General features: G+C 39.8%; 14 protein-coding genes. 11 read left to right on the top strand and 3 right to left on the bottom strand.

The genetic code is table 11. The features are described from left to right. Positions 1–59: 59 nt before the first annotated feature. Positions 60–296, bottom strand: a complete 237-nt coding sequence (locus JM79_RS02475) for a hypothetical protein (RefSeq protein ID WP_141876651.1) — start codon at positions 294–296, stop codon at positions 60–62. Positions 297–326: 30 nt separating this feature from the next. Further along, entirely contained in the window at positions 327–1,067 is a 741-nt protein-coding gene (locus tag JM79_RS02480) for an SDR family oxidoreductase (protein ID WP_260443356.1), read from the bottom strand. A gap of 123 nt (positions 1,068–1,190) precedes the next feature. Here JM79_RS02480 and JM79_RS02485 point away from each other — a divergent pair, with 123 nt between their 5' ends. The 8 genes from JM79_RS02485 to JM79_RS02520 all read left to right on the top strand — a co-directional run bounded on the left by JM79_RS02485 (position 1,191) and on the right by JM79_RS02520 (position 11,896). Then, positions 1,191–2,201 carry a hypothetical protein gene (locus JM79_RS02485; protein ID WP_141876653.1) on the top strand — a complete coding sequence of 337 codons (1,011 nt, stop codon included), beginning with the start codon at positions 1,191–1,193 and terminating at the stop codon, positions 2,199–2,201. A 149-nt stretch (positions 2,202–2,350) separates the two neighbouring features. Beyond that, positions 2,351–4,915: a type I DNA topoisomerase gene (topA, locus tag JM79_RS02490; protein WP_141876654.1), complete on the top strand. Its 2,565-nt coding sequence runs from the start codon at positions 2,351–2,353 to the stop codon at positions 4,913–4,915. A gap of 3 nt (positions 4,916–4,918) precedes the next feature. Beyond that, the gene (locus JM79_RS02495) at positions 4,919–6,079 is read left to right on the top strand and encodes a formimidoylglutamase (protein WP_141876655.1); all 1,161 of its coding nucleotides are present in this window, start codon (positions 4,919–4,921) and stop codon (positions 6,077–6,079) included. A gap of 117 nt (positions 6,080–6,196) precedes the next feature. Next, positions 6,197–7,561 carry a gliding motility lipoprotein GldK gene (gldK, locus tag JM79_RS02500; protein ID WP_141876656.1) on the top strand — a complete coding sequence of 455 codons (1,365 nt, stop codon included), beginning with the start codon at positions 6,197–6,199 and terminating at the stop codon, positions 7,559–7,561. Positions 7,562–7,615: 54 nt separating this feature from the next. After that, on the top strand, positions 7,616–8,263 hold the full coding sequence (gldL, locus tag JM79_RS02505; RefSeq protein ID WP_141876657.1) for a gliding motility protein GldL: 648 nt from the start codon (positions 7,616–7,618) through the stop codon (positions 8,261–8,263). A 47-nt stretch (positions 8,264–8,310) separates the two neighbouring features. Next, positions 8,311–9,861 carry a gliding motility protein GldM gene (gene gldM / locus JM79_RS02510; protein WP_141876658.1) on the top strand — a complete coding sequence of 517 codons (1,551 nt, stop codon included), beginning with the start codon at positions 8,311–8,313 and terminating at the stop codon, positions 9,859–9,861. A 12-nt stretch (positions 9,862–9,873) separates the two neighbouring features. Continuing rightward, positions 9,874–10,767 (top strand): gliding motility protein GldN, encoded by an 894-nt coding sequence (gene gldN, locus JM79_RS02515; protein ID WP_141876659.1) that lies wholly within the window; start codon positions 9,874–9,876, stop codon positions 10,765–10,767. A gap of 58 nt (positions 10,768–10,825) precedes the next feature. After that, on the top strand, positions 10,826–11,896 hold the full coding sequence (locus JM79_RS02520) for an FAD-dependent oxidoreductase (protein WP_141876660.1): 1,071 nt from the start codon (positions 10,826–10,828) through the stop codon (positions 11,894–11,896). Here the strand turns inward: JM79_RS02520 and JM79_RS02525 are convergent. After that, positions 11,893–12,276, bottom strand: a complete 384-nt coding sequence (locus JM79_RS02525) for a DUF983 domain-containing protein (RefSeq protein WP_141876661.1) — start codon at positions 12,274–12,276, stop codon at positions 11,893–11,895. The genes JM79_RS02520 and JM79_RS02525 overlap by 4 nt on opposite strands. A 67-nt stretch (positions 12,277–12,343) precedes the next feature. On the opposite strand from JM79_RS02525, the gene JM79_RS02530 reads away from it, so the two are divergent. From JM79_RS02530 to JM79_RS02540, 3 genes are read left to right on the top strand one after another with little or no spacing between them, the layout of a single operon-like run. After that, positions 12,344–14,260: an ABC-F family ATP-binding cassette domain-containing protein gene (locus tag JM79_RS02530; RefSeq protein ID WP_141876662.1), complete on the top strand. Its 1,917-nt coding sequence runs from the start codon at positions 12,344–12,346 to the stop codon at positions 14,258–14,260. Positions 14,261–14,310: 50 nt separating this feature from the next. After that, complete coding sequence (locus JM79_RS02535; RefSeq protein ID WP_141879159.1) at positions 14,311–15,483, top strand: efflux RND transporter periplasmic adaptor subunit; 1,173 nt, start codon at positions 14,311–14,313, stop codon at positions 15,481–15,483. Continuing rightward, a complete protein-coding gene (locus JM79_RS02540) occupies positions 15,480–18,713 on the top strand; it encodes an efflux RND transporter permease subunit (protein WP_141876663.1) in 3,234 nt (1,077 codons plus the stop codon). The genes JM79_RS02535 and JM79_RS02540 overlap by 4 nt, the downstream gene beginning before the upstream one ends. Positions 18,714–18,727: the final 14 nt, after the last annotated feature.

Consider the following 18,727-nt stretch of genomic DNA (forward strand, 5'->3'; position numbering starts at 1 on the left):
AATTGAATACTGGATTTCTTATAATTGACCTGCTGTAGTTTAAGAAATGTGGGTTAAACCTAGTTCTCTTGTACAGTTTTACGATCCCAACCTCTGTCTACACCTAATTGCTTTTGCTCTTCTATACTTTCCTTTCGAAGGTTATGAAGTGTATATGCCAGATAACCGGCATAGAGAACAGAAAATACTCCTATTCCTAATTTCCCGCCTTTGATCGCGGCTTTCTTACCAGATTTATAAATAATTCCTCTGACTAAAAATTTAGTTCCTAATTTCATTATATGTCCAATACCCATAATTTCTATTTTAATTGATTTTTATTAATTCTATGCTTTTCCGGTTGGTTTTACCAAAAGCTCATTCACATTTACAGAAGCTGGTTGTGAAACCGCGTAAAATACTGCATCTGCTATGCTCGCAGGATCGAGCATGGGTTCATCACCTCCGTAATCCTTATCTTCCAGTAATTCAGTATCTGTAATTCCATCTCTTAAGTTGGTATCTACTGTGCCTGGTTCGACCGCAGTAACCCGAATATTAAATTCCGGAGATAATTCCATTCTCATTGCCTTACTCAGTTCGATGATCGCAGCTTTAGACGCTCCATAGATGGCACCACCGGCAAAAATCTCCTTTCCATCCACACTGGCGATATTTATAATATGACCATCCTCTTGTTTTTTCATAAGTGGTAGAACAGAATAGATACATCTAAGTGTACCCTGAACATTCACCTCAATAGTAGACAACCATTCATCCAGATGTCGGTTCTTTAAGTAGGTGAGAGGCATAATCCCTGCAGAATTAACCAGAATGTCTATTCGGCCATATTTTTCGTCAACTTTACCAAACGCCTTGGTGACACTTTCGGTGCTGGTGACATCCAGTTCCACAACCATAGATTCGCCAGGAAGTTCCTGCTGAATTTTTTCCATTTCAGGAACACTTCTGCTCGCTAGCACTACGGTGAAATTTTCATTAGATAATTTTATCGCGATCGCTTTGCCAATTCCGCTACTGGCTCCCGTGATAACTGCTACTCGATCCTTTTCATTCATCATTTTCATTTTGAGTAAGATGTTTAATTACCAGCGTTTTCTGCGTTAAAATAGATTCAAATAACACATATTTAACGAATTCGAACTTTCCTGAAATAAGATTCATTCTATCTTCGTAGAAATTTTCAGGATTTGACGAAGCATCTTTACCTATTATTTATTTCGATTTTTCTACTTGCAGCATGTAGCAGTGAGGACGATGGCAACCAGAGCGTGCAGACATCGGCAACCGCATGGGTACTGGCTACGAACCATAATGGGGAAGTCAGAAAGTATGATATCAATAATGCCACTTCCAGCACTTTTAAACTAAATTCTTCAGATGCTGAAGGGATTTATTACAACACTACCGACAATGGTTTTACCATCGTATCCAGAATTCCTGGCAGACTGGAATCTTACCATAATATAACCGACTATGCCAATAGTGTCGAGGTTGAACTTGATGCCGATATTCTCGGGAATATTCATTATCAGAGTGGGAGAGATCTTGCAGTTCAGGGTGATATTTATGTGGTTTCAGATAATACAGATCTGGATCTTGATGAAACTACACCAGAAGGTCGACTGTTCATTTATGTACGGGAAGAAAACTCTTTTAAACTTCGGAATGTTGTGACCACGAAATTCAAGCTTTGGGGTCTTGAGTTTATAGGAAGTGATCTTTATGCAGCGGTGGATGAAACCAACAAGATTGCTGTGTACAGGGATTTTGCAGCTACTTATACTACTAATGTTCTGGCGACCGCGAATAAGCAGGTGGCATTTCAGGGGCTACTTCGAACTCATGGTCTGGATTTCGAAAATGGGATCATGGTGCTTTCAGATATTGGGGAAGCTGAATCTGCTACAGATGGAGGATTACATATTATTCAGAATTTTGAAGAAAAATTTAATGCGGCGCAGAATGGTTTTGTGGCCCTTGAAGAGCAATTCCGGATCTCTGGAGATAATACATTGCTGGGTAATCCTGTGAATGTGGTTTACAACAGTGCTTATAATGTGATATTTGTTGCTGAAGCTGCAAATAATGGTGGTAAGATCCTTGCTTTCAACGATGCGACTTCAGTTTCAGGAAATATTTCACCAGACCTGCAATATGATATGCCAGGTGTTTCTTCTGTATTTTTCCACACAGAATAATCTTGCTGAAGATCCCTTCAGAAAAAAAATTAGTATTTCGATTGCCCTTTATCGCCGGTGGTTTCCGCCAGCTTGCTGTCCGTTTTAATTGAAGTTTGATGGCAGATAAAAAAATTGATATACTTTTGCAACTACAAACCAACAGATTTATGGCTAAGAATTTAGTGATTGTTGAGTCTCCTGCTAAGGCTAAAACCATTGAAAAGTTTCTGGGAAGCGATTATAAAGTTGCCTCCAGTTTTGGGCATATCGCAGATTTGCCTACCAAAGAGATAGGGGTTGATACCGAAGGAGATTTTACACCTAAATATATTGTATCCAAAGACAAAAAGGATGTTGTAAGAAAGCTTAAGAGTCTTGCTAAAACTGCTGAAATGGTATGGTTAGCGAGTGATGAGGATCGAGAGGGAGAGGCCATTGCCTGGCACCTTGCAGAGGAACTTAAGCTGGAAGACGATAAAACTAAAAGGATCGTATTTCATGAGATCACCAAGTCGGCGATCCTGAAGGCGATCGATAATCCCAGAAAAATCGATTATAACCTGGTAAACGCTCAGCAGGCTCGTAGAGTTCTAGACAGGCTGGTAGGTTATGAACTTTCACCAGTACTTTGGAGGAAAGTAAAAGGTGGTCTTTCGGCTGGTCGAGTACAATCTGTAGCGGTAAGATTGATCGTAGAGCGTGAAAGAGAAATTCAGGATTTTACCGCTCAGGCTTCTTATAGAATTGATGCTGAATTTTCTACGGAAGAAGGAAAGTCCTTTAAAGCTAAGATTCCGAAGAACTTCGATACAAAAGAAGAGGCAGAACAATTTCTGAAGGATAATCTGGGTGCAAGTTTTAAGGTTTCAGATCTTACTACGAAACCAGCAAAGAAAACTCCTGCGCCTCCATTTACAACATCAACATTGCAACAGGAGGCTGCAAGAAAACTATATTTTTCAGTAAGTAAGACCATGACCATGGCACAACGTCTTTACGAAGCCGGTCATATTACTTATATGAGAACAGATTCTGTAAACCTTTCCGAAGAAGCCAGAAAGGGAGCTAAGGAAGAAATTGAAAAGGCTTACGGAGATAAGTACGCCAAGGCAAGACAGTTTAAGGGAAAATCCAAGGGAGCTCAGGAAGCTCACGAAGCGATTCGTCCTACAAGCTTTAAAAAACATACAATTTCCGGGGATCGCGATCAGCAAAGATTATACGAACTGATCTGGAAAAGAGCGATCGCGTCACAAATGAGCGACGCACAGCTGGAAAGAACCAATGTGAAGATTGAGGCAGATAAGCACGATAATCAATTTTCAGCCAATGGAGAAGTTTTAAAATTTGACGGATTTCTGAAAGTTTACCTGGAAGGTAGCGATGATGAGGATGAAGAACAAAGCGGAATGTTACCGGCTTTAAAGGTTTCACAGGCTTTAAATAATGAGTATATCACTGCAACCGAAAGATTTACCAGACCTCCTTATCGTTATACAGAAGCTTCGCTGGTTAAAAAACTGGAAGAACTTGGTATTGGTAGACCTTCTACTTATGCGCCAACTATTTCAACTGTTCAGTCCAGGAATTATATTGAAAAAGGTTCTGTAGATGGAACCGAAAGAGAATATTTGCAATTCACTCTGAAGGATCAAAAGGTTAAGGAAGAGAAATTATCCGAAACGGTAGGTAGTGATAAAGGAAAACTTGTTCCTACTGCAACCGGGATGGTCGTAAATGACTTTTTAGTGAATCATTTTTCTAATATCCTGGATTATAATTTTACCGCTAGAGTAGAAGAGAGTTTTGATAATATTGCTGAAGGAAATGAAGAGTGGAAGTCCATGATGAAGAACTTCTACAAAGATTTCCATCCTCATGTTCAGGATGTTGCACAAAATGCAGAAAGAGAAGTTGGGGAAAGAATACTGGGTGAAGATCCTGAAAGCGGTAAACCTGTTAGTGTTCGCCTGGGTAAATTTGGACCTATGGTACAGATTGGTAGTGTGGAAGATGAGGAGAAGCCTCGTTTCGCCAGTTTGAGCCCGGACCAGAGTATGGAAACGCTAACTTATGAGCAGGCAATGGACCTGTTTCAATTACCAAAAACACTTGGTGAATATAAAGGCGAAAGTGTAGAGGTGAATAATGGACGTTATGGCCCTTATGTACGCTTCGGTAAAACCTTTGTATCTCTTGAAAAAGGGGAAGATCCTTTAAATGTTGAGTTTGACAGAGCAATGGAGCTTATCAAAGAGAAGGAAAAGGCAGATGCTCCTATTTACGAATACAAGGATCATCCGGTTCAAAAAGGAGTTGGTAGATTCGGACCCTATTTGAAGTGGAATGGAATGTTCATTAATGTGAACAAGAAATATGACTTTGATAATCTTTCAGATAAAGATATCGAACAATTGATCGATGATAAGATTCAGAAGGAAAAAGATAAGTTGATCCACCACTGGGAAGATGAAGGAATTCGCGTGGAAAAAGCTCGTTGGGGAAGGTTTAATGTCATCAAAGGCAAAGCGAAGGTTGAGCTGCCTAAAACTACCAATGCTCAGGAACTGACCCTGGAAGAGGTGCAGGATATTCTGGAGAAAAGCGGTAAGACCAAGAAAAAGGCTGTTAAGAAAAAGCCGGCCAAGAAGAAAGCTGCGACCAAGAAGACGACTGCAAAGAAAACCACGGCCAAAAAGACAACTAAAAAGACATCACCCAAAAAGAAATAATATATGGAGTTCGATTTTCTTAGTCCTGTATCAGAAAACTTACTGGATGAGATCACTCACCTGAATGCGCAAACCATTGGTGCGCAATTAAAACTCCATACATCTGAACATGGCTTACCAGACCTTGATAAGGTTAATGTAGCGATATTCGGAGTAAGAGAGAATCGCCGGGCTGTTAGAGAAGATTCAACACCCGATTTTGAGAGTTTACGCAGCCAGTTATATAGGCTATATCCTGGAAACTGGCGTTTGAACCTGGCAGATCTGGGAGACATTCAGGCTGGAGATTCAGTTGAAGATACCTATTATGCAGTTTCAAACCTGTGTGCAGATCTAATTAAGCAGGATATAATTCCTGTGATTTTAGGTGGAAGTCAGGATCTCATTTATGCGCAATATCGTGCATATGATCATCTTGATCAAATGGTAAATCTGGTGAATATCGATAGCAAATTTGATCTTGGAGATGCAGATAAACCTATTAGTAATCAGTCGTTTGTAGGAAAAATCGTCGTAGATAAGCCATATAATTTATTTAATTATTCTACGATTGGTTATCAAACCTATTTTAACTCTCAGGAGGAGATAGAGTTGATGGAGCGTTTGTTCTTTGAAGCCTATAGATTGGGAGAAGTGACCTCGAATATTGGTCATATGGAGCCTATTATGCGGAATGCAAATCTTGTGGGTCTGGATATAAGATCTATAGACTCTGCATCTGCAAATTCAGATTACTTCAGTAGTCCGAATGGCTTTAATGGTAGAGAAATTTGTGCTTTATCGCGATATGCAGGAATTAGTGATAAAGTAAGTTCATTTGGGGTGTATGAATATCAGAATGAGATGAATAAACTCACTGATACACTGGTTGCACAGATCATCTGGTATTTCATTGAAGGGGTAAATTACCGCACAAATGAGAATACAATTTCAGCCAAAAAAGATTTTATTAAATATCAGGTGCCTATAGATGATGATGTCCTTGTATTTTTTAAGAGTCCTGTAAGTGGGCGCTGGTGGATCGAGATTCCTTTTTTGAATTCGGTCAATAATAAATTAAAAAGGCATACGTTATTACCTTGCAGTGAAGAAGATTATCTGGAGGCTTGCAACCAGGTGATCCCTGAACGGTGGTATAAGGCCAAAAGAAAAAACGAAGTATAAAATAATAAAGTCAGGCATTATCGGTAATTGCTGTATTTTTATCGGAAATATTGTTTTTTAAAAAATATTTAGATAGGTTTACTGCCTTAAATCAAAATGTCTTAACCTAAGATAATTATGAAGAAGTATATTTCGCTCATTGCTGTTCTGGCCTTGCTTTCAAGCTGTGGCGGAGGCGATCGTGGACAGCTAGTAGGTGCGGAGGGAAAGAAGTGGAATCCGGAGAAACCTTATGGTATGACATTAATTCCTGGTGGTTCGTTCGTCATGGGTAAATCTGATGATGATATCGCCGGACAGAAAAATGCACCTCCAAAGACCGTTACCGTACGTTCATTTTATATGGATGAGACTGAGATCACCAACTCTGAATATCGACAATTCGTTGATTGGGTGAAAGACTCTGTAGTAAGAGTAGAGCTTGCTAAAATGGCTGAATTACAAGGGGCTACCTCTGGAGACGATGGTATTGGTGAGTTTGCCTTTGCAGACGCTGAAGAAGGAAATATGACTCCTTACGAAGAGTACATGTTGAATACTTATGGTCAGGGTGGCCCTTCAGAAGATTACTCAAATAGAAGACTGAATAAAGATATTGACATTTACTGGGATACTGAAGATTACCCGGATGTATACTACGCCGAGGTGATGGATTCCATGTATATACCAATGGATGAAGTATACAACGGTCAGAGAACTATCGATGTAAAAAAATTAAAATTCCAGTATTCTTATATGGACATTCAGTCTGCTGCTAAAAAGCAGGGTGACCGTAGTAACTATATTAAGAATGAACAGGTTTCCGTTTATCCGGATACTACAGTTTGGATTAGAGACTTCAATTACTCATACAATGAGCCTATGCACAATGATTATTTCTGGCATAGTGCATTTGATGATTATCCAGTTGTAGGTGTTTCCTGGAAGCAGGCAAGAGCATTTACACAATGGAGAACAAAATATCATAATGACTTCCGAAGAGAAAAAGGAGATGCAAACGTACCTTCTTACAGACTCCCAACCGAGGGTGAGTGGGAATATGCTGCTCGTGGAGGTCTGGAAGGTGGAACTTACCCATGGGGTGGTCCTTACACTCTGAACGACCGAGGATGTTTTATGGCTAACTTTAAGCCTCTTCGAGGTGATTATGCGGCAGATCAGGCTCTTTACACAGTAGAAGCTAAGTCGTATGACCCTAATGATTACGGTTTATACAATATGGCTGGTAACGTAGGAGAATGGGTGGACTCAAGTTATGATCCAGGTTCTTACGAATATATGTCTACAATGAACCCGACCGTGAACAATCCACAGGATATGCGGAAAGTGGTAAGAGGTGGTTCGTGGAAAGATGTGGCTTACTTCTTACAGGTGAGCTCAAGGGATTACGAATACATGGATTCAGCAAGAAGCTATATTGGCTTTAGAACTGTTCAGGATTATCTTGGAACAGATGTTACGCTGAATCAATCCAGCAAATAATATTAGAACTTCAACCTATCAATAAACCAACAAAAAAATTTAAAGCTTAAAGTTATGGCAAAATCAAGAGGAGCAAAACGGGTGACCAATATGGTATATGGTCTTGGTGCATCTGTAGTTATATTAGGAGCGCTATTTAAAATTATGCACTGGCCGGGTGGTAATGAAATGCTTATTGCCGGTCTAATCGTAGAAGCATTGGTATTTGCTTATTCAGCTTTCGAACCAATTGATGATGATCTTGACTGGTCATTAGTGTATCCAGAACTAGCTGGGGGAACAGGAGCAAGAAGAGATGCTGTTGTAGTGGAGCAGAAAGAAGCTGAAGCATCTTTGTCTAAGAAACTTGACTCGATGTTGAAAGAAGCAAAATTGGATGCAGATCTAATGTCTTCTTTAGGAAATAGTATTAGAAACTTTGAAGGAGCCGCAAAAGGAATTGCCCCAACAGTTGACTCAATGGCTTCTCAAAAGAAATACAGTGAAGAATTGACTGTAGCTGCTGCCCAAATGGAAACATTGAACAGTATCTATAAAGTACAGGTCGAATCTGCTTCTAAACAGGCAGAGGTTAATCAGGCTGTTGCAGAAAACGCTGGTAAACTTAAAGCACAAATGGATTCGTTAGCAAATAATATGGCTTCTTTAAACAATGTTTATGGAGGAATGCTAACAGCTATGAATGGAAAACCAAGAGTCTAATTGAATATTCAATTAAGCGAATTATTAATTAAAATATCTAATTAGACATGGCATCCGGAAAACAATCGCCAAGGCAGAAGATGATTAACCTAATGTATTTGGTTTTCATCGCTATGATGGCACTAAATATGTCCAAAGAGGTTCTTACCGCTTTTGGAATGATGAATGAAAAATTGAGTACGGCAAACGCTACTGCAGAGAACAGAAATGCCGCTTACATGGCCGGCCTTGCTGAAAAAGTAGACGAGCAACCTGCGAAGTATACCTCGATAAAGGAAAATGCAGATAAGATTGACCAGTTATCATCACAACTTAACGATTACATTGAAGGAGTAAAGAGTAATCTTACTGCCGATATGGAAAAGGAAGACAATGGTAAGTGGAATTATGAGGAAATGGACAAGGCTGATCAACTAGATGAAATGTTTTTCCAGAGTGGAAGAGTTTCTCCTACAGGTCAGGAATTTGTAGACCAGATCGATAACTATCGTGAGCAGGTTTCTGCAATCCTTGAAAATAAGTATCCTCAACTTGCTGCTAACGTAAGAAGAGAATTCGCTACAGAAGAAGTTACAGATGGTGATGGTGTTACGAAACCTTGGTTGGACTATAACTATCAGGGATTCCCTTTGATCGCTTCATTAACTAAAATGACACAGATACAGGCAGATGTAAAGAGCACAGAGAGCGAAATTTTATCTCAAATGCTTTCTGGTCAGTTACAGAGCGATGTATCCCTAAGTAACTACCAGGCTATCGTGATTCCAGACAAACCAGCATTTTTTAGTGGTGAGGAATTTAGTGGTAAAGTTGTTCTTGGACGTTTCGATAACACTTTACAGTTCGAGAAAGTAACTATCAACGGTAAAGAAGTTGAAAATACTCAGGCCGGACAGGTTGTATTAAAGTTCCCTGCTGGAAATGTAGGTGAGCAAAAAATTACTGGTGAGCTTCAGTATCTTGAGAATGATTCTTTAAAAAGTATTGAGATATCAGATTCTTATAATGTAATTCCATTACCTAATTCAGCAGTGATCTCTGCAGATAAAATGAATGTGGTATATCGCGGAGTTCAGAACCCAATGACTATTTCCATTCCAGGGGTAAGCAGCGTTAGTGCAAATGCTCCTGGGCTTAGAGCTTCTGGTGGTGCAGGAAGTTATATGATGGATGTTACTACGTTACAGTCCAGAGAAGTTACAATTAGCGTAAGCGGTGAACTTCCAGGCGGTAAAACTGTTTCAGACAGAAAAACTTTCCGGGTGAAGGATATTCCTAGACCGGTTGGTACGATTCGTGGAGAGGATGGATCCGTATCTATGCAGAGAAATTCTTTAGAAATCGCAACAGTTGGAGCTAACCTTCCAGATTTCGATTTCGATTTAAATCTTAATGTTACAGGATTTAAATTCAAAGTACCTGGTCAGCCAACTATCAACGTAAGTGGTAGTCGACTTGATGACAGAGCTAAAGCCGCTTTGAGAAGAGCTGGTAGAGGTGAATCTGTTCAGATTTATGATATTAATGCTTCCCTGCAAGGGAACTCAAGTTATAAGCTTAAGAAAGTTGCGCCAGTCGTAATTGAGCTTACAAACTAAAAATTGAAGACAATGAGCTTGAAAGAAATTTTTGTTTATGGATTTGTGATGATGATGGGTGCTTCTTCTTTCGGTCAGGCAAACATCCTGAATGCGAATAAACCTGAAGAAATTGGGAAGAAATCGCAAGCTCAGGCTATGGTAGATCAGGAGGACAAACCTTTAGAATATGGGTACGTGGGAGACCGTGATATCTTATGGTCCAAAGGAACCTGGGAGATTATTGATTTGGATGAAAGAGTGAACTTCCCAATGTACTATCCAATAGATACCAATAATATTGGTTCTAGCAGAAGATCATTGTATGATGTGCTTACTTCAGCGATCAAACAAGGGAAGATTCAGAATGTATACGCCGATTCTTACTTTACTGAGAAACGTACTTTAAAAGATATTAGTGCTACTATTTCCAAAGTTGATACGACAGATCTTGGGATTGAGCAGTACAATGCCGGTGAAGAGGTAGATGCTCAGTTCATCGATCGACGAGATCTTGGAGCTGCAGATATCGTAGAGTACCACGTTCGTGGAATCTGGTACTTTGACAAGCGTCTCGCGGAATTAAAGTATAGAATTCTTGGAATTGCTCCGGTAGCACCAGATGTTAACTTTATAGATTCAGGACAAACAGATCTTGTTGAGTTATTCTGGGTATGGTATCCAGATGCTCGTGAAGTTCTTCATGATGCCCAGGTATTCACCGGAGGCAACACTGCACAGACTATTACATTTGATCATTTGCTGAACGCCAGGCGTTTTGATGGTGTGATTTATAAGGAAGATAATGTACAGGGTGATCGTGAGATCGACGAGTATATCGCAGATAATGCATTTATGCAACTCCTGGAATCTCAGAGAATCAAGGAGCAGATTCGAAACTTTGAACAGGATATGTGGAGTTACTAACTTTACTTTATAATATTGAAAAGCGCTCTCCTTAGAGCGCTTTTTTTATTTTAAACTCATGGTAAATAATAAGCTAGATTTTATAATTGTAGGGGCCGGGCTTGCCGGGCTAGCCATTAGTCGTGAACTAGATTTTAGAGGTAAGAGCTTTATGGTTTTTGATAACAGCTCCCAAACCTCCTCGTATGTAGCAGGAGGTATTTTCAATCCAGTTATTCTAAAGCGATTTACACCCGCATGGAAAGCTAAAGAACAAATGGAAATTTCTATTCCTTTTTATTCCGAATTGGAACAGGAACTACAGCAGAATTTTAAACATCACTGGGATATCTATAGAAGATTTTATTCCATAGAAGAGCAAAATGACTGGTTCGTAGCTGCAGATAAACCATTGCTCGCGCCATTTCTAGATCAAAAACTGGTAAAGAATACTAATCCTTCAGTTGAGACAGATTATGGATTTGGACGAGTCATGCATACCGGAAACATTGATACTGAAATTATGCTGGAGGCCTATCGAGATCAGCTTCAGAAGAAGCAGCAATTGATAGCTGATAAGTTTGATTACGATCTTATTAAAATGGATGGCGATCGTATAGTATATAAAGATATACAAGCAAAGCATATTGTTTTCTGTGAAGGATTTGGAGTGACAAAGAATCCGTTTTTCAACTATTTTCCATTACATGGGAATAAGGGTGAATACATCATCATTAAATCCCCGGAACTTAAACTTGATTTTGCAATTAAAGCTTCGGTTTTTATAATGCCAATGGGGAATGACCTATATAAAGTAGGGGCGACTTATAATAATCACGATAAAACTCCAGAACCAACTTCAGAAGCTAGAGAGCAACTGGAAGCTGCATTAAACCAGGTTATCAATGTAAGTTATGAGGTAGTGGACCAGGTCTCAGGTATACGTCCTACTTCGGGAGATAGACGTCCTGTAGTTGGAAAACATCCGGAATTTGATAATATGTATTGCTTCAACGGTTTTGGTAGTCGTGGGATTCTAATAGCTCCTTATCTAGCACCGAAATTGGCTGATCATATTCTGGAGAATTCTATTTTAGAAATAGAAATAGACGTTGCCAGGTTTCAGAAAAGATATTTTAAAAGGAATTAAGCTTTTCCAGCATTCTTCTTATAGCTGAAAAACAGGTTGATCCAGATATTACGTGACAATCTCATGATCACAGGCATAAACACAATCAGGGTTCCAACAATCGCGAAAAAGGAAGCTAAAAGGCTAGCATTTAGAAATACGTACGCAATCACAAAAGCTGCAACCGCAAAGGCGATTCCTAAACCGTAGCTTACATACATAGCCCCATAAAAAAATGAAGGCTCTATTTTGTACTTCGTGCCACAATTGCTACAACGTTCGTGCATTTCGTAAACCCGATTGAGTTTATAGGGGTTTTGCTCTTTATACATGCTTTCTTCCTGACACACAGGACAGGTGCCGGTGACAATACTATAAACTTTAGTTCCTTTAAGCATAATGATCGTTTTTTTTGCAATTCAAATTTAAGCATCTTTGCACGAATTCTAAAGTTACAATAGTTACAAAATGCTCAATATTCATAATTTATCAGTATCGTTCCAGGGTGAATATCTCTTTAAAGAGGTAAGTTTTAGACTAGGTGCAGGGGACCGTGTAGGTCTTATTGGAAAGAACGGAGCTGGGAAATCCACCATGTTAAAGATCATTTCTGGAGAACAGGAATATGATACCGGGCAGATCGCTAAGGATAAAGAACTTAGAATTGGTTTTTTAAAGCAGGATCTGGAATTTGAACAGGGCAGAACTGTAATTGATGAAGCTCATCAGGCATTTGCAGAGATCAAGCAGCTGGAAGCCAAAATGGAGCATATCAATGAACAACTTGCTACCAGAACAGATTACGAAAGTGATTCGTATAGTCAATTGATCGAAGATCTAAGTGAGGTCACTCACCAATATGAGATCATTGGTGGATATAATTATGAAGGTGAAACTGAAAAAGTATTGCAGGGACTTGGGTTTCAACGGGAAGATTTTGAGAAACTAACCCAGACTTTTTCCGGTGGATGGAGAATGCGGATTGAACTCGCTAAACTTCTTCTACAGAGTAATGATATTTTGCTACTGGATGAGCCTACGAACCACCTCGATATCGAAAGTATCATCTGGCTTGAAAGTTTTTTAAATAATTATACCGGTTGTGTGATGCTGGTATCTCACGATAAAATGTTTCTAAATAATGTGACCAATAGAAGTATCGAAATTTCTTTAGGACACATCTATGATTACCGAAAGCCTTATTCTGAATTTATAGAATTCAGAAAAGAACTACGGGAGCAGCAACTTGCAGCTCAGAAGAATCAGCAGAAGGAAATTGAGAATACTGAAAAACTGATCGATAAATTTAGAGCTAAAGCCAGTAAGGCTTCCATGGCTCAGTCACTTATAAAAAGGCTTGATAAAATAGATCGCATTGAAGTTGATGAGGATGATAATTCAGTAATGAGCGTTAATTTTCCAGTTTCGGTAACCCCGGGGAAGGTTGTTATTGAGGCAGAGGATCTTCAGAAGTTTTACGGAGAGAAGCAGGTTCTTAAAGATGTCGAACTACTTATTGAAAGACAAAGTAAGATTGCATTCGTAGGTCAGAATGGACAGGGGAAAACAACACTGGCTAAGATCATTATTGGGGAGATACCACATGACGGAACTTTAAAACTTGGACATAATGTACAACTTGGATATTTCGCCCAGAACCAGGCCGAATATCTTGATGGTGAAAAGACTGTTTTGGAAACTATGGAAGATGCTTCCAACGAAACGAACCGCACGAAAGTAAGGGATATGCTGGGGGCATTTCTCTTTAGAGGAGATGAAGTTGAAAAGAAAGTGAAAGTACTTTCCGGTGGAGAAAGAAACAGGCTGGCCTTATGTAAGATGTTACTGGAACCATTCAATGTTCTGGTAATGGATGAACCTACGAATCACTTGGATATTAAATCCAAAAACGTACTGAAGGATGCCTTAAAGAATTTTGAAGGTACGCTGATCATCGTTTCACATGACAGAGACTTTTTACAGGGACTTACAAGTAGAGTTTACGAATTTCGTGATCATAAGATCAGAGAGTATCTTGGAGATCTGGATTACTACCTGGATCAACGCAAGATGCAGGATATGAGAGCTGTTGAGAAGTCGGATAAAGGCAGAAAGAACAAGCAGGATAAAACTAAGAATAAACAATCTTCTTTTGAAGATCAGAAAGAGGTTAAAAGGCTTAAGAACCAATTGAGCAAAGTAGAAGCAAAGATTACTAAGCTGGAAAAAGATATTAAGTCTAAAGATAAGGAGCTGGCTCAAAATTATGAGAAGACGATTACCAGATCAGATTTTTTAAATAAGTATAACGAATCAAAAAAGAAGCTGGAGAATTTGATGAAGGAATGGGAAGAAATTCAATTCAGCCTGGAAGAAATCAGCTAATTCAGTTTTTTAATTAAACTATTGGGACGTAATTGAGTCCAACGACTACCATGGATAAACGCAAGATCATTCTTTCTCTACTGGGCGTCGTGCTCATAGTAGGTGCCATTTTTGGGGCAAAAGCTATCATAGATAGCAAAGAGCAGCCTAAACCAAACATTCAGAAGACCGTAAAAACAGTATTTGTAGATACGGTTCAAAATTCTTCTATAGCTATAAAGATACCCGCGAACGGAAACCTGGTTGCGAAAGATCGGGTAGAACTCTACGCAGAAGTTCAGGGTGTATTCCGCTACAGTTCTCAGGATTTTAAAGCAGGACAGGCATACAAAAGAGGGCAGACGCTTTTGAAGATCGATGCGGCAGAATACGAAGCAAGCGTACAATCAGCTAAAAGTGAACTTTACAACCAGATCACGGCGATCATGCCAGATCTTAGACTGGATTACCCGGAGATCTTTCCGAAGTGGCAGGATTATTTAAATAATCTTGATGTAAACAGCTCTATTCCGCCATTGCCAGAACCAGCTAATGATAAAGAGCGTTATTTTATAAGCGGTCGTGGAATTAATTCCGCATATTTCAATATAAAAAATCTTGAGCAGCGACTGGTAAAATACAGAATCACTGCGCCATTTAACGGAGTTCTAACCGAAGCACTGGTTACCGAGGGAACTTTGATTCGAAACGGACAGAAACTGGGGGAATTCATAGATCCCGAGGTTTATGAACTTCAGGTTTCAATAGGAAAACAGTACGCAGATCTCTTACAGGTTGATGAAAAAGTGAGTCTTACCGATAATAGTGGTAATAGAACTTACGAAGGAAAAGTAAGCCGAATTAACGCCAGAATTGATCAGGCCACACAAACCGTAAACGTTTTTATTGAAGTGGCTGCCGAAGGATTGAAAGAAGGCATGTACATGCAGGCCAACCTGGATGCAAGAAATGAGGAGAATGCTATCGAAATTGATCGAAGCCTGGTAAACGACCGGAATGAAATTTTTACCATTCGTGATTCTGTATTGAAAACTATGGAAGTGCAGCCAGTATATTTTTCAGATCGTAAAGTGGTGATCAAGGGTGTGCCAGATGGTGAAGTAATTATAACCAGACAGGTATCCGGAGCATACAATGGGATGCCGGTAAAGATCGCTGAAGAAAGTAACACAGCAGATACCGCAGCTAGTTCTAATTCAAATTCTGAAAGCAAGGTACAATGAGAGGTATCATAAGTTACTTTATAAAGTACCACGTTGCGGTGAATGTAATGATCATCGCATTTGTAATATTTGGAGTTGTGGGAATGTTGCGAATGCAATCTTCTTTTTTCCCATTGATCGAATCTGAGATCATAAACATAAATGTCACCTATCCCGGAGCAGCGCCTGAAGAAATTGAGGAAGGAATAGTTCTTAAAATTGAGGATAACCTGAAAGGCCTGGTTGGAGTAGACCGGGTAACTTCAGTTTCAAGAGAGAACGGCGGGAGTATCACAGTAGAAATAGATTCAGACGAAGATATTGATGTGATGCTTTCCGAAGTGAAGAACGCAGTGGATAGAGTTCCCAATTTTCCATCGGGGATGGAGCCATTGGTGGTCGCGAAACAGGAAAATATCCGTGAAACTTTTGACTTTTTTGTTAGCGGTGAAGGAGTAGACCTTGCAACTTTAAAGCAAATAGGAAGGCAGATCGAATATGATCTAAGAGCAATGGACGGTCTTTCTCAAATTGAACTGTCCGGATTTCCTGAAGAAGAAATTGAAATAGCAGTTGACGAAAATGACCTGCTGGCCTTCAATATTACTTTTACTGAAGTAGCCCAGGCTGTTGCACAGGCCAATATACTTACCACAGGTGGTAGTATTAAAACACAGGAAGAAGACTTCCTGATTCGTGCAGATAACCGTTCCTACTACGGAAAGGAATTGAATAAGCTGGTAGTAAAGTCACAAGCCGATGGGACGACCGTTACTCTGGAAGATGTGGCAACCATTCGAGACAGGTTTTCAGAAACTCCCAATGCATCTTATATTAATGGACAGATCGCGGTAAGCGTCAATATTTCTACTACGAATAATGAGGATCTTATATCTGCTGCAGAAAAGGTGCGTAATTATGTAGAAGAATTTAACGAGAAAAATGATACGCTAAAGATCATCGTGGAAGATGACCGTAGTATCACGCTAAATCAAAGAACGCAACTGCTAATTGAGAATGGAGCGGTCGGGATCATTTTAGTTCTTCTTTTTCTCTCATTTTTTCTGAATACCAGGCTGGCATTCTGGGTAGCTTTCGGACTTCCTATTTCCTTTCTTGGAATGTTCATATTTGCCGCAGGATTTGGAGTAACTATCAACGTTCTCTCATTATTCGGGATGATCATCGTGATCGGGATCCTGGTAGATGATGGGATCGTTATTTCTGAAAATATCTATCAGCATTACGAAAGAGGTAAAAAGCCGGTGCAGGCAGCCATTGATGGAACGATGGAAGTGCTGCCACCGATTCTTTCCGCAATCATTACCACAATTTTAGCCTTTTCCACATTCCTGTTCTTAGATAGCCGAATTGGAGAGTTCTTTGGCGAAGTTAGTACGGTAGTAATTTTGACTTTAGTTGTTTCTTTGGTAGAAGCGTTAATTATACTACCAGCGCATATTGCTCATTCAAAGGCTTTAGTTCGGGAAACTGAAGAAGAACAGAAAAAGAAGAAAGGCCTTTCGAGATTATTTCTGAAACTAAGGATCATTAATAAATATGGGGATCAATTGATGGCTTATCTACGGGATAAGCTATACGAACCTGTAATTCGTGCTACAGTCGCACACAGGTTTCTAAGTCTCTCTATCCTGATCACACTATTTATATTGACTGTAGGCTCTGTAATGGGTGGCGTAGTGAACGTTACTTTATTTCCAAGCATCGCCAGCGACCGGGTAAGTATAGATCTATTGATGCCAGAAGGAACGAATCCTAAGAAGACAGACAGTATTATTTCCATGGTCGAGGATGCTGCTTGGAGAGTGAACAAAGACTTCACAGAACGCCAGACAGGAAATAAGTCGGTCGTTAAAAATATTGTTCGTAGAGTTGGACCGGGTAATAATAAAGCTTCATTACGAGTGAATTTGTTACCGGGAGAAGAACGTGATTTTGGTTCGCCTGAAATTACCAATGCAATTCGAGATGAAGTAGGACAGGTTTACGGAGTGGAGCGTTTAACCTTTGGTAGCGGTGGAAACTTTGGTGGAAAGCCGGTTTCTGTATCCCTTCTAGGAAATAACTTGGAAGAACTTGAGCTTGCTAAAGAAGAACTTAAAGAGGCGATGGAAGAGAATTCCACGCTTAAGGATGTAACAGATACAGATCCAGATGGGATCAAGGAGATCACGATAGATCTTAATGAGAATGCCTATGCTTTAGGGTTGAATCTTAGGGAGGTTATGAGCCAGGTGCGTGCAGGATTCTTTGGATTACAGGCACAGAGATTTCAACGTGGGCAGGATGAAATAAGAGTCTGGGTTCGTTACGATCGCGAGAATCGAGAATCTATCAATGATCTTGATGATATGCGCATTGTAACTCCAGATGGAAACCGAGTGCCTTTTGGAGAAATAGCTACTTATGAAATTAGACGTGGGACAGAATCCATCAGTCATCTGGAAGGACTTCGCGAAATTAGAGTGGAGGCGGATATGGATGATCCGGACGCCAGTTCTACAGATGCTATTGCTAATATTGGAGAGAATGTACTTCCGGATATATTGTCAAAATATCCTAGTGTATCTGTTTCCTATGAGGGACAGAATCGGGAAGCAGAAAAACTGACTAAATCTGCGGAAAAAGTTTTCCCTATCATATTATTTCTGATCTATGCGGTGATCGCATTTACCTTCAGAAGTTATAGTCAGCCATTATTGCTAATGATCATGATTCCATTCAGTATTATTGGAGTAGCCTGGGGACATTATATTCATGGTTTCCCTGTAAATATTCTTTCCTTACTTGGGATTATTGCACTGGTGGGAATTATGGTAAATGATGGACTTGTGCTTATTGGGAAGTTCAATTCCTATTTGCGGGAAGGCATGCGCTTCGAGAAAGCACTTATTGAAGCTGGGAAGTCGCGATTTAGAGCTATTTTCCTTACGTCTCTAACTACCATTGCAGGTATTGCACCATTACTTCTAGAAAAAAGCAGACAGGCGCAATTCTTAAAGCCTATGGCAATTTCTATCGCCTACGGAATTTTTGTAGCAACCTTCTTAACTTTACTGGTGTTGCCATTGTTGCTTTCTATTACCAATTCAGGTAAAGCAAGAGCGAAGTGGTTGAAAACCGGGAATAAGGTGAGTCGGGAATCTGTGGAGAGAGCGATCAAGGAGAAGAATGACGAAGATGAACGACAGAGCGAGATCGATGAGGCGAATAAGAATCAGATTTACTAGAAGATAATTGAACT

Source organism: Gramella sp. Hel_I_59, assembly GCF_006714895.1.
Lineage (GTDB): Bacteria > Bacteroidota > Bacteroidia > Flavobacteriales > Flavobacteriaceae > Christiangramia.